The 12867-nt window shown below is 68.9% G+C and carries 10 protein-coding genes; 3 read left to right on the forward strand and 7 right to left on the reverse strand.

What is annotated here, in order from left to right; genetic code table 11:
* Positions 1 to 250: 250 nt before the first annotated feature.
* The 7 genes from VD964_RS01985 to VD964_RS02015 all read right to left on the reverse strand — a co-directional run bounded on the left by VD964_RS01985 (position 251) and on the right by VD964_RS02015 (position 9234).
* Positions 251 to 1306, reverse strand: a complete 1056-nt coding sequence (locus VD964_RS01985) for an amino acid ABC transporter substrate-binding protein (RefSeq protein ID WP_324865001.1) — start codon at positions 1304 to 1306, stop codon at positions 251 to 253.
* Between the two features lie 40 nt (positions 1307 to 1346).
* Positions 1347 to 3575 carry a HAMP domain-containing methyl-accepting chemotaxis protein gene (locus VD964_RS01990; RefSeq protein ID WP_324865003.1) on the reverse strand — a complete coding sequence of 743 codons (2229 nt, stop codon included), beginning with the start codon at positions 3573 to 3575 and terminating at the stop codon, positions 1347 to 1349.
* Positions 3576 to 4149: 574 nt separating this feature from the next.
* Complete coding sequence (locus VD964_RS01995; protein ID WP_324865005.1) at positions 4150 to 4857, reverse strand: response regulator; 708 nt, start codon at positions 4855 to 4857, stop codon at positions 4150 to 4152.
* Positions 4858 to 4918: 61 nt separating this feature from the next.
* A complete protein-coding gene (locus VD964_RS02000; RefSeq protein WP_282186992.1) occupies positions 4919 to 5662 on the reverse strand; it encodes an amino acid ABC transporter ATP-binding protein in 744 nt (247 codons plus the stop codon).
* Between the two features lie 34 nt (positions 5663 to 5696).
* On the reverse strand, positions 5697 to 6857 hold the full coding sequence (locus VD964_RS02005) for an amino acid ABC transporter permease (RefSeq protein ID WP_324865012.1): 1161 nt from the start codon (positions 6855 to 6857) through the stop codon (positions 5697 to 5699).
* Positions 6854 to 8011: an ABC transporter permease subunit gene (locus VD964_RS02010; RefSeq protein ID WP_324865014.1), complete on the reverse strand. Its 1158-nt coding sequence runs from the start codon at positions 8009 to 8011 to the stop codon at positions 6854 to 6856. Before VD964_RS02010 ends, VD964_RS02005 begins: the two co-directional genes overlap by 4 nt.
* Positions 8012 to 8199: 188 nt before the next feature.
* Entirely contained in the window at positions 8200 to 9234 is a 1035-nt protein-coding gene (locus VD964_RS02015; protein WP_324865016.1) for an amino acid ABC transporter substrate-binding protein, read from the reverse strand.
* A gap of 309 nt (positions 9235 to 9543) precedes the next feature.
* On the opposite strand from VD964_RS02015, the gene VD964_RS02020 reads away from it, so the two are divergent.
* The 3 genes from VD964_RS02020 (at position 9544) to VD964_RS02030 (ending at position 12867) form a co-directional block, all read left to right on the forward strand.
* The gene (locus tag VD964_RS02020) at positions 9544 to 10569 is read left to right on the forward strand and encodes a sensor histidine kinase (protein WP_324865018.1); all 1026 of its coding nucleotides are present in this window, start codon (positions 9544 to 9546) and stop codon (positions 10567 to 10569) included.
* A 139-nt stretch (positions 10570 to 10708) separates the two neighbouring features.
* Complete coding sequence (locus VD964_RS02025) at positions 10709 to 11398, forward strand: hypothetical protein (RefSeq protein ID WP_324865020.1); 690 nt, start codon at positions 10709 to 10711, stop codon at positions 11396 to 11398.
* A 209-nt stretch (positions 11399 to 11607) separates the two neighbouring features.
* Positions 11608 to 12867 carry an MFS transporter gene (locus tag VD964_RS02030; protein ID WP_324865022.1) on the forward strand — a complete coding sequence of 420 codons (1260 nt, stop codon included), beginning with the start codon at positions 11608 to 11610 and terminating at the stop codon, positions 12865 to 12867.

Raw genomic sequence — 12867 nt, forward strand, 5'->3', positions numbered from 1 at the left:
GGTCCCATGGCTCACCCACGGTTGTGGCCTGAGGGGCGTCGGGCGCCGTCCGCCTCGCGCCGGGTCCGGTGGCCACCGGACCCGGCGCTATCCAAGTTCCATCACGAAACAGGGACCCATTCCAGATACAAGGGGGATGCATGGGGTGGAGTTGGTGGGGGCGGGAAGTGCGCGGTTCTTGAAGATCCTCGCCGCGCACCCCCCTCACCCTAACCCTCTCCCCGGGGGGGAGAGGGGACATTCTCCGGCGTTACCTGAACGGCGGCGAATAGAGCAGTCCGCCCTGGGTCCAGGGCTTGTTCTGCCCGCGGTCCATGCCGTAGGGGACTCCCAGGTTGCGGTCGAAGATCTCGCCGTAATTCCCGACCTGCGCCAGCACCTGCAGGGCCCAGTCGTCGGGCAGGCCCAGCGTGCGGGCGGCGGTGCCGGCATGGCCCAGCATGCGGTGCAGTTCGGGGTCGTCGGGGATGCGGCCGGCCTGCACGTCGGCGGCGGTGACGCCCTTGGCGTCGGCCAGCACGATGGCGTGGAGGACCCAGCGGGCGATGTCGTACCAATTGCGGTCGCCCCGCGCGACATAGGGGGTCAGCGGCTCGCGCGAGATCACGTCGGGGTAGATGTGGATGGCCATCCCCGCCTTGCGGTAGCCTGCCAGCGAGGTGACCAACACCGTGCGGTCGGTGGTCAGCAGGTCGCATTCATGGGCGAGGAAGGCCTGCAGCGCCTCGTCCAGCGTCTGGAAGGTGCGGATCGACCAGGGCAGGTCGGACTTGCGGATATGGTCGTCCAGATTGCGGACGGTGGTGGTCGCGGTCTTGACGCAGACCGTGCGCGGCCCCAGCCGGTCGAGCGGCGGCGCGGTGCCGTCGCCGTGGATGGCGAAGCCCTGGCCGTCATGCAGCAGCGGCATCAGGAACTCGATGTCGTGCGACAGCTCGCGGCTGAAGGTCCAGGTCGTGGTGGTCAGCGCGATGTCGACGTCATGCTTCTCCACCGCCTGGAATTCCTGCGGCTTCTCCGGAAGGCGGACGACGCGGATCGCCTGGGCGTTGCCGAGCGTCGCCGCGGCGAAGACGCGGCAGACATCGACCAGGAAGCCGTCCAGATGCCCCTGCGGGTCGGAGAAGGAAATCCCGCTGACCCCGCTGCGCAGCCCACAGACCAGGAAGCCGCGGCCGTGGATGCGCTCCAGCGTTTCGCCATCGCCAGCGAGAGCCTGTGCCGGCGGCAGCACCGCGCCCAATGCCAGCAGCATCCCGGCAGCGAAACGCCGGAGGGTTCCGACCAGCCTCATCGCGAAATCCATCTCCCGAACCGTCCCGGCGCCGCCGCCGGGCGGGCCAGGGTCAGGCCGCCTGCTTGGCGCGCAGCGTGCCGAGCAGACTATGCAGCGACGCGGCTTCCTCGGCCAGCGTGTTCGCCGTGACGGTCAGGGAGCCGGCGATGTCGCCGGTGCGCGCGGCCTGGGCGCTGACCCCGTCGATCAGCGCCGCCACCTCGCCGGTGTTGCCGGCGATCACGCCGACCCGGTTGCGGATGTCGGTGGAGGAGTCGGTCTGGCGCGCCACCGCCTCGCCGATCAGTTCCTGCACCTCGTTGATGCGCTCGACCGAGCCGGAGATGCGGGCGAAGGTGCCGACGGTGTTCTGGATGCTGCCGTTGATGGCGTTGACCGAACCGGCGATCTGCACGGTGGCGTTGGCGGTCTCCTCCGCCAGCTTCTTCACCTCCGCCGCCACCACGGCGAAGCCGCGCCCCGCGGCACCGGCCGCCGCCGCTTCGATGGTGGCGTTCAGCGCCAGCAGCTTTGTCTGGTGGGCGATGCCGGTGATCACGTCGACGATGCGGCGGATCTGCTCGGTGTTCTCGCCCAGCTGGCCGACCACGCCGCGGGCGGCGGTCAGCTCGCCCAGCGTGGCGCCGACCATCCCCGCCGCCTCGGTCGCGAGGCTGGAGACGCTGCCGATGGTGTCCATCAGCACCTCCGCGCTGTCGTTGCAGGTGGTGGCGTTGCGGTTGCTCTCGGCGACGAAGCTGCCGGCGCTGACCGTGCTGTCGATGGTGCCGGCCGACTCCCGGCGCAGCGCGTCGGCCAATTCGCGCAGCTGGCCCGACTGGGTGGCGACGCCCGACGCCACCTGATGCACGTCCTCCATCAGCTGGCGGGCGAGGGCGGCGGAGCGCATCTGCTCCGTCACGTCGGTCCAGGACAGCGTCTTGCCCAGCACATTGCCCCGGTCGTCGAACACGGTATCGACATGCGCCTCCACCGTGGTCTCGCCGACGGTCAGGGTGCGGCGCGGGATCGGCGGGCGGGCCGGGTCGGTGCAGGCGGCGGTGAAGTCCGGCCCCTGGGCCAGCAGGTCGGGACCGGTCGGGTCGATGCCGTGCGCCTCGCAGAAGGCGCGGGCGGCGGGGTTGACGAATCCTACTTGACCGTCCGTTCGCAGCAGCGCGGTCGGCACCGGGCTGCTGTCGACCATCCGCTTCATCAAAAGCACCTGCTCCACGCTGCCACGCAGGCCGCGCAGCGCCGTTCCCATCACCGCCAACTCGTCCCGGCCGGTGCGGGGGACTTCGATGGAGAGGTCTCCGGCGGCGATCTGCTCCATGGCGCGGGCGAACTTGCGCAGGTTGGCGAAGACGGCGACGCGCAGAAGCAGGGTGGCTGCGATGGCGACGGCCAGCGCGAAGGCGGCGACCATCTTCAGCGCATCATTGCGCAACGACTCCGTGGCGCCGACGAACTCGGCGACGTCGCGCGAGATCTCCGCCGTCGCCCAAGGCAACCCGCCGTCGCCGCTGAGCGCCACGGTGGTGCTGGACAGCTGCGCATGGTCCGACGGCGCGCTGCCCTTGGATTCGAACAGCACGGCGCCCTTGGCGTCGGTGAAGCGAATGTCGGCATCCAGCACCGCACCCAGGCTGGACAGGGCCGGCAGCGGATCGGTCACCACCTCCAGGAAGCCGAGGACGCGGAAGCCGCCGATGGGGACGATCATGCTGTAGAGCGGCCGGCCCTGGCCGTCGCGCCACAGCAGGCTTGCCGGGCGGCGCTTGTCGGCGAGGTCGCGCGCCTTCAGCGCCTCGAACAACGGGGCGACGGTGGCGACGCTGTCCTGCTCGCCACTGGTAGCGGCGATGCGGTTCATGTCGGGATCGAACACCGCGACCGAGACCAGCCGGACCTCGCGGTCGACCACCACCGGGCGGGAATTGATGTTCTTCAGCGCCAGCGTCGTCTTGGCCGGGTCCTTCTGGCTGATGCTCTCGACCAGGAAGGAATCGCGGCTCCATTCATTGGCGTGGCCCTGGAGCCATTCCGTGTAGTTCTTGCGGATGCGGTCGTTGGACAGCACCCGCAGGGTCGCCGCCGCACTGCTGTTGAAGGTGGCGAGCGCGAAGTCGGTGTAGCGTTGCGACACCCAGGCCTGGCTGGCGATCAGCGCCGCCACCAGCACGCCGACCACCGACACCATGGCGCGGCGCAGCGTCCAGAACCGGTACCGGGCGCCGGTGTCGTCCAGTGTGCCGCCCGCTTTCGCCCGGCCTGCTTTCGTCGAGACTGCCTTCATGCCCAAACCCCCGCCGCCACAGAACGGTTTCACGGATTGCTACACGGACATCGTCGCAGGACCCTTTGAACGATTTAGCGTCTAATTGTGAACAGCTCGTGTCTTTTCGTTTGCATTTGAGACAAGCGGAGGATCCGGCAATAAAGGATCGAGCGACTTTTTCGCCGAGCCGACGGGCTATGACTTTCCATGTGGAGAGCGATGCAAGATGAGGTACAACCACCCATGGCGGTTTGATTTCAAAACAGGCTGGCTGCCTCGGGAAATGCATAAAAATAGGGCCACGGGACCGTGCGAATTTTTTCGCATGTCCCGTGGCCCAGGTTGCCGAGCGCGTGGCCGCCGCGAGACTGCTGCGACGGGGGAGTTTGCTCGGGGTTCGATGAATGCGCCCTCTCCGCCCTCACTCCCTCTCCCCCCCGGGGAGAGGGGCGGGGTGAGGGGGATGCATGGGGTGGATTCCGTGGCGAGCGGGCAGTGCGCGGTTCTTGAGGATCCTCGCCGTGCAACCCCCTCACCCTAACCCTCTCCCCGGGGGGGGAGAGGGGATACCGGCCGGGGGGCGCGCGTTTCCTCACCCGTCCTGCGTGACGTCGCCGGCGAACAGGTAGCCCGTGCCGTGGACGGTCACGATCAGCCGGGGGTCGGCGGGGTCGGTCTCGATCAGGCGGCGCAGGCGGCGGACCAGGCTATCGATGGTGCGGTCGGTCGCGTCCGTCTTCCGCCGGGTCGTCGCCGTCAGCAGATAGTCGCGGTTCATCACACGGCCGGGGTTGCAGACGAAGGTCGACAGCAGTTCGAACTCCGCCCCCGTCAGCCGCACCGGCTGCCCCTGCGGGTCGGTCAGGCGCATGCGGTCCAGCCACAGGGTCCAGCCGGCGAAACGGCGCTGGCGGTCGTCGCGCCGGTCGCCCGGTGCCTTCAGCCGGCGCAGCAGGTTCCGCACCCGGGCCAGGATCTCGCGCGGCTCGAAGGGCTTCGCGATGTAATCGTCCGCCCCCATCTCCAGCCCGATGATGCGGTCCAGCTTCTCCGCCCGGCTGCTGACCAGGATGATGCCGATCTCCGACACCGCGCGAAGCTCGCGGGTCAGGGTCAGACCGTCCTGGCGCGGCAGCCGGATGTCGAGCAGCACGACGTCCACCGCGGCGGTCGTCAGCAGCTCCTTCAGCTCCTCCGCGCTTCGGGCCAGCAGGACGTCGAAGCCCTCGTCCGTCAGGTAGGACTTCAGCGTCTCGCGCGTCACCGCGTCGTCGTCGGTGATGGCAATGGTCGCCGGCATGGCCGTCTCGTCCGCCTTTTCCTCGCCCCACCGTGCCGGTGGGTCCGCCTCAATGTTCGCCTCAATGTTCTAGGATCTGGCCCAGGAACTGGCGGGTGCGCTCGCTTTTCGGGTTCTCGAAGAATTCGGCCGGCGACCCGCTCTCGATGATCGAGCCTTCGGCCATGAAGACAATAGAGTCGGCGACCTGCCGGGCGAAGCCCATTTCGTGGGTGACGCAGACCATGGTCATGCCCTCGCCCGCCAGCTCGGTCATGACGTCCAGCACCTCCTTGACCATTTCCGGGTCGAGCGCCGAGGTCGGCTCGTCGAACAGCATGATTTCGGGGCGCATGCACAGCGCGCGGGCGATGGCGACGCGCTGCTGCTGGCCGCCGGACAGCTGGCCGGGGAACTTGTGCGCCTGATCGGGGATGCGCACCCGCTTCAGGTACATCATGGCGATTTCCTCGATCTCGGACTTCGCCATGCCGCGGACCCAGATCGGGGCCAGCGTCAGGTTCTGCAGCACGGTGAGGTGCGGGAACAGGTTGAAGTTCTGGAACACCATGCCGACCTTGCGGCGGATCTTCTCCACCGCCTTCACGTCGTCGGTCAGCTCGATGCCGTCGACGACGATGTGGCCGGTCTGGTGCGCCTCGAGCCGGTTGATGCAGCGGATCATCGTCGACTTGCCCGAGCCCGAGGGGCCGCAGACGACGACCTTCTCGCCCTTGCCGATGCTGAGGCTGACGTCGCGCAGCGCGTGGTAGCTGTTGTACCACTTGCCGACCTTGCGGAGTTCGATGATGGCGTTCTCGGTCATTTTTCGGTCTCCAAGGAGCGCTCCGGGGGGCCGGTCAGCGGCGGGTGTAGCGGTTGGCCAGACGCTCCAGCCACTGGCTGTAGCGGGACATGCTGAAGCAGAAGAGCCAGAAGATCATGCCGGCGAAGACATAGACCTCGGCGAAGTAGGGGCGCCATTCGGGATCGGTCGTCGCCACGGTGGCGGCGGTCAGCAGGTCGTACAGGCCGACGATGGTGACCAGCGAGGTGTCCTTGAAGCAGCTGATGAACTGGTTGACGATCGGCGGGATGACGATGCGCAGCGCCTGCGGCAGGATGATCAGCCGCGTCTTCTGCCAGTAGGACAGGCCGAGCGCGTCGGCGGCCTCGTACTGGCCCTTGGGGATCGCCTGCAGGCCGCCGCGCACGGCTTCCGCCAGATAGGCCGCGGTGAACAGGGTCAGGCCGGCAAGGGCGCGCAGCAGCTTGTCCACCGTCACGCCTTCCGGCAGGAACAGCGGGAACATGACCGACGCCATGAACAGCACGCTGACCAGCGGAACGCCGCGCATCAGCTCGATGAAGCCGATGCAGAAGGTGCGGATGGCCGGCAGCGAGGACTGGCGGCCGAGAGCCAGCAGGATCGACAGCGGGAAGGCGAGAGCGATGGCGAAGACCGACAGCATCAGCGTGATCGGCAGGCCACCCCAGCGGTCGTTGGCGACATAGGTCAGGCCGAGGATGCCGCCCCACATCAGCACGCCCATGCCGACCAGAACCAGCGCCCAGGCGACGGCAAGCCCGGGCCGCCAGAAGGCGCGCACGCCGCTGACGCCCAGCATCGCCACGAACAGGCCGCAGGCCAGGAACGGGCGCCACTGCTCCTCGTAGGGGTAGGTGCCGAAGAAGATCAGCCGGTGCTTGACCGCGATGATCGACCAGCAGGCGCCGGCCGCCTCGCGGCAGGCTTCCGACGACCCGCTCCACACCGCGTTCAGCAGCAGCCAGTTCACCATCGGCGGCACGGTCAACCACAGGATGGCGAGGCAGAGGACGGTCAGGCCCGTGTTCAGCGGCGTGTCGAACAGGTTGGCCTTCGCCCAGTTGACGGGCGCCCAGCCCAGCGGCTTCAGCGCGGTGACGCCGTTGGGCTGCGGCGGGACGGAGGCCTGCGACGGCTCCTCCTCATAGGAGGCGGCCCAGGCGGTGGTGTTGGTCGGGACTTCCTTGCTCATCGCGTCACCAGGGCCACTCGGCGGTTGTACCAGTTCATGAAGCCGGCGATGCACAGGCTGATGACGAGATAGACCGCCATCATCATCGCCACCGCCTCCACCACCTGGCCGGTCTGATTGGCCGAGGTGTTGGTGACGCTGACCAGATCGGGATAGCCGATGGCGACGGCCAGCGAGCTGTTCTTGGTCAGGTTCAGGTATTGGCTGGTCAGCGGCGGCACGATCACCCGCAGCGCCTGCGGCAGGATGACGAGGCGCAGGATCTGCACCGGCGACAGGCCCAGCGCCAGCCCGGCCTCGGTCTGGCCATGCGGCACGGCGAGGATGCCGGAGCGCACGATCTCGGCGATGAAGCCGGCGGTGTAGACCGACAGGCCGATCAGCAGCGCGGTGAATTCCGGTGTGACCGACCCGCCGCCCTCGAAGTTGAAGCCGGCCAGCGCCGGCACGTCGAAGGCCAGCGGCGCACCGGTGGCGACGAACACCGCGACCGGCGGCACCACCACCGCGGCGATGGCCGCCGGCAGGGTGGGGAAGGGCTTGCCGGTCGCCTCGCGGTGGCGGCGGGCGTAGCGGACGATGGCGACCGCGGCGGCGATGCCCGCCAGCAGCGCCAGGAAGGCCCAGCCATGGCCGGGATGCTCGGCCAGCACCGGGAACTTCATGCCGCGGTTGCTGAGGAAGACGTGGGGGACCACCTCCAGCGCCTCGCGCGGGCTCGGCAGCCGGTTCATGATGGTGTACCAGACCACCAGCTGCAGCAGCAGCGGCACGTTGCGCACCGTCTCGACGAAGACGGCGGCGAAGCGGCCGACCATCCAGTTCGACGACAGCCGCGCCACGCCGATGGCCACGCCCAGCACGGTCGCCAGCACCACGGCGGCGGCCGACACCGACAGCGTGTTCAGCAGGCCGACGACCAGGGCGCGCAGATAGGTGTCCGACGCGGCGTAGTTCATCAGGCTTTCGCCGATCTCGAACCCGGCCTCGCGTTCGAGGAAGCCGAAGCCGGTGGCGACGCCGCGATTGGCGAGATTGGTCAGCGTGTTGGAGACGAGGTACCAGGCGACGGCGAGGGCGCCGGCCAGGAACAGCCCCTGGTACAGCCACCCCCGCACGCGCGCGGAGTTCAGCGCCTGGATCAGGTTGGTCATGGTGATGCTCCGTGCGGGGGAGTGAAGGCGACGTGACAGTGCGGATGCCCCCTCCCTAACCCTCCCCCGCCTCTGGCGGTGGAGGGGACTGCCGCCGCCTTGGCGGAAGGCACCCTCTCCCGCGATCGGACCGGCCTACGGCCGGCCGAGGGGGGAGGGTCGGGGAGGGGGCATCCGATGCCGGCGCCTTACTTCATCGGCGGGGCGTACATCATGCCGCCGTCGGTGTAGAGGGCGTTCTGGCCGCGCGGCATCTTCAGCTTGGAGCCGGCGCCGACGTTGCGCTCGTAGCTCTGGGCGTAGTTGCCGACCTGCTTGATGATGTTGAAGGCCCAGTTCTCTTCCACGCCCAGGGCCTTGCCGTTGCCGGCGGTGACGCCCAGCAGGCGCTTCACGTCCGGATCGGGGGAGGTCATGGCGGCGTCGACGGTCTCCGACGTGATGCCCTTTTCCTCGGCCTGGACCATGGCGTAGAAGGCCCAGGTCACCAGGTTGGCCCACTCCTCGTCGCCCTGGCGGATGGCCGGGGACAGCGGCTCCTTGGAGATCAGCTCCGGCAGGATGACGTAGTCGGCGGGGTTCGGCGTCTCGGCGGCGCGGATGGCGGCCAGCTGCGAGGCGTCGGAGGTCAGGGCGTCGCAGCGGCCGCTGAAGAAGGCCTTGTGCAGCTCCTCGTTCTTCTCGATGACGACCGGCTTGAAGGTCATCTTGTTGGCGCGGAAGAAGTCGGCGACGTTCTGCTCGGTCGTGGTGCCGGGCAGGACGCAGACGGTGGCGCCGTTCAGCTGCTTGGCGCTCTTCAGACCCAGCTTGGCCGACACCATGAAGCCCTGGCCGTCATAGTAGTTGGTCGGCGCGAAGTTCAGGCCGTTGGCGGTGTCGCGGGTCAGGGTGCGGGTGGTGTTGCGGGCGAGGATGTCGATCTCGCCGGACTGCAGGGCCGGCAGGCGCTGCTGCGCCGACAGCGGCGTGTACTTCACCTTTTCGGCGTCGCCGAACATGGCGGCGGCGACGGCGCGGCAGACGTCGACGTCCAGCCCCGACCACTTGCCCTTGTCGTCCGGCGACGAGAAGCCGTAGAGGCCCAGATTGACGCCGCACTGGACGTAGCCCTTCTGCTTCACGCCGTCGAAGGTGGCGCCGGCCTGGGCGGTGCCGGACAGGGCGAGGGCGGAAACGGACAGGGTGGCCGCGATGGCGAGCGCGTTCAGACGGGTCTTCACGGGGCGTGGCTCCTTCAGCCTTGTTCATTTTAGGGGCGCCGGGGCGGGGCATGGTCCCGGCCGCTGCGCAAGGCCGACAATCGCTCAGCGGATTGAACAAAGTGCCCCGCGTCCTTGAACGGATGTGGCGGATATGTGAACAGCTTTGGACAATTCCCTTCCCCCGCGGCGAGGCCGGCGGTTGCGCTTCGCCCCATACTGGTCACGGGTGGAACCTCGTGAATTTTCGTGCGTCATCGGCAGACTGCCCCTACAAGCGCTGGCTGCCGGTGATATGCTGGTGCCGGGTTTTGCTGGAACGGGATGTCGATGGGGTCGGTTCGGACGGTCTGGCAGCGGGTGGCGCGCTTTTCGCTGCTGCGGCGCGGTCCCGCCCTGCGCTATGGCGCGGGGCTACTGACCTTTGTCATCGCCCTGCTGCTGCGCTGGGCCGTCGACGGCATCCTTCCGTCCGGTTTTCCCTATCTCACCTTCTTCCCGGCGGTGATCCTGACCACCTTCGTCGTCGGGCTGGGGCCGGGGGTGGTGACGGCGGTGCTCTCCGGGCTGGCCGCCTGGTACTTCTTCATTCCGCCTTACGACAGCTTCACGCTGAATGCCTCCAGCGGGCTGGCGCTGGCCTTCTACGCGGTGATCGTCACGGTGGACATCGCGCTGATCCACGGCATGCAGGTGACGCTGGCCCGCCTGCACGAGGAGCGCGGCCGCACCGGGTCCCTGCTGGCCGCGCAGACCACCATGTTCCACGAGTTGCAGCACCGCGTCGCCAACAACATGCAGTTCGTCTCGTCGGTGCTCGACCTGCAGAGACGGTCCGTCGGCCGGTCGCCGGAAGGGGCGATGGCGGCGCTGGAGGAGGCGGGGCGGCGGCTGGACACCATGGCGCGGGTACACCGGCGCCTGCACGATCCCCGGTCCGGCGACGATTTCGGCCGCCACATCGAAGCGCTGTGCCAGGATATGCTGGAGGCCGCCGGCAAGCCCGACGTCACCTGCCGTGTCTCGGTCGGAGCGGCGCCGCAGTCGCCTGAACGGCTGCTGGCCCTGGCCCTGCTGATAGTGGAGGCGTTGACCAACGCCCTGAAGCACGCCTTCGTCGGCCGGGAGGGCGGGATCGTCGCCATCGAACTGCATGCCGTGCCGGACCATCCCGGCCATCTGCACCTGCGGGTGACCGACGACGGCGTCGGTTTGCCGGAGGGAGTCGACGTATTGCGCCTGCCCAGCCTGGGCTGGAAGATCATCCAGAGCCTGGCCGCCCAGCTTTCCGGCCAGCTGAGCTACGGCCCCGCCGACGGCGCCGGTACGCGGATCGACCTGCGCTTTCCCACCTGAGCCCATGCTTGTCCCGCCCACGCTTGTCTAGATGTCCATTGCGGCTTTTCCGTCGCCATGGGACGAACTATCTGTGATCCTGCCGGTTGCAGCGGGGACCGGCCGGCTACAGGGGCCGGCGACAGGGGGAGGAAAGCTGATGGCGACGCTGAAGGAATTCGAGGACGCGCTGAAGGCGGCGGGCAACACGGCGGCGCTGGAGATCCTGGAATCCCTGAGGGCGCGCGACCGTAGCCAGCGCTCCATCCGCCCGGCGCGGCGCCTGACCGGACGCAAGATGACGCCGGAACTGGCCGCCGAGATCCTGCATCTGCACGAAACCACCAACATGACCCAGCAGGAGATCGCCTTCCAGTTGGGCGTGAACCAGGGGCGGGTGAACGAGGTCATCAAGCGCCGCAAATGGCTGACCGACGACCCCGAGGCGCCGGAAGCCCAGGCGCGCGACATGGGCAAGCAACGCGCCAAGGAAGGCGTCGGCATCGCGCCGCGCCGCCCGTCCAGGAAGAAGTCCGCGAAACCGGAAGCGGAGGCCGCGCCGGAAGTTGCGTCCGAAGTCGCCCCGGAAGTGGCGCCGGTGGCCGCGCCGCCTGTGGGACCGATGGCGGAGGCGGCGCCGGAGATTGCCGCCGCGCCGGAGCCTGAGCCCGCTCCGCCGCAGGAGGCGCCGGAACCGGCGGCCGAACTGCCGATGCCGATGGCCGCACCGGAACTCCCGGTGGAGCAGCCCGCCAACGCCGAGGACAAGCCGAAACGGAAGTCCGCCCCGCGCAAGCAGGGCAAGACTCCGAAAGCGCCGGAAATGCCGCTGTTCAAGGATCTGCTGTAGGCATGAATGCCCTCTCCCGCCCCGGGAGAGGGAGTTGTTTCCCCGAGCCATGCCCGTCGCTCATCTCGCATCTGCGAAATTGGCGGCCTGCGGCGGATTGCCTCAGCATGGGTGGGGCAAATATCCTGACCCTGTCCCGGTCGTTTTCCGTCCCCTGACCGCCGGGTTCCACAATTCCCTCATCAAGCGGCGACAGCGGAGAAACGACCATGGCTTCTGCCGGCCATCACGGCGACATGCGTGCCGAGGCGCAGGCGGCCCCGGCCCATCCCGGGCTGGTGCTTCTGGCGCTCGCCATGGGCGGTTTCGCCATCGGAACGACCGAATTCGCGACGATGAGCCTGCTGCCCTATTTCGCCCGGGGCCTCGGCATCGACGAGCCGACCGCCGGGCACGTCATCAGCGCCTATGCGCTGGGCGTGGTGGTGGGCGCGCCGGTGATCGCGGTGCTGGCGGCGCGGCTGTCGCGCCGGACCCTGCTGATCGGGCTGATGGCGGTCTTCGCCGCCGCCAATGTGGCCAGCGCCTTTTCGCCCTCCTATGGCTGGATGCTGGTCTTCCGTTTCATGAGCGGCCTGCCGCACGGCGCCTATTTCGGCGTGGCCGCCCTGGTCGCGGCGTCGCTGGTGCCGCCGCAGCGCCGGGCGCAGGCGGTGTCGCGGACCATGCTGGGGCTGACGGTGGCGACCATCGTCGGCGTGCCGATGGCGAACTGGATCGGGCAGGCGCTGGGCTGGCGCTGGGGCTTCGGCGTCGTCGGGCTGCTGGCCCTGCTGACCGTGCTGCTGGTTTGGATCTTCGCCCCCAACGACCGCCCGCACCCGAACGCCAGCCCGCTGCGCGAACTGGGCGCGCTGAAGCGGCGGCAGGTCTGGCTGACGCTGGGCATCGGCGCCATCGGCTTCGGTGGCATGTTCGCCGTCTACACCTATGTCGCCTCGACCCTGATGGAGGTGACGCAGGTCTCGCCGTCGGCGGTGCCGGTGGTGCTGGCGGTGTTCGGCGCCGGCATGACCGTCGGCACGCTGGTCAGCGCCTGGGCCGCCGACCGCGCCCTGATGCCGACCGTCGCCTTCCTCCTGCTGTGGAGCGCCGGCTCGCTGGCGCTCTATCCCTTCGCCGCCGGCAATGTCTGGCTGGTGTCGGTCGTGGTGTTCATGATCGGCTGCGGCGGCGGGCTGGGCACCCCGCTGCAGGCCCGGCTGATGGATGTGGCGGAGGACGCGCAGACGCTGGCCGCCGCGCTGAACCACAGCGCCTTCAACGCCGCCAACGCGCTCGGCCCCTGGCTGGGCGGCATGGCGATCGCCGCCGGCTGGGGCTGGACCTCCACCGGCTGGGTCGGCGCCGCGCTGGCGCTGGGCGGTCTGGCGGTCTGGGCGGTGGCGATGCTGGACGACCGCGCCACCAGCCGCGCGACCAGCCGCGCCGCCGACGCCCGGCTGGCCGAGGCCTGCGCGGGCGACTGA

Source organism: Azospirillum sp. (assembly GCF_035628975.1).
GTDB lineage: Bacteria > Pseudomonadota > Alphaproteobacteria > Azospirillales > Azospirillaceae > Azospirillum.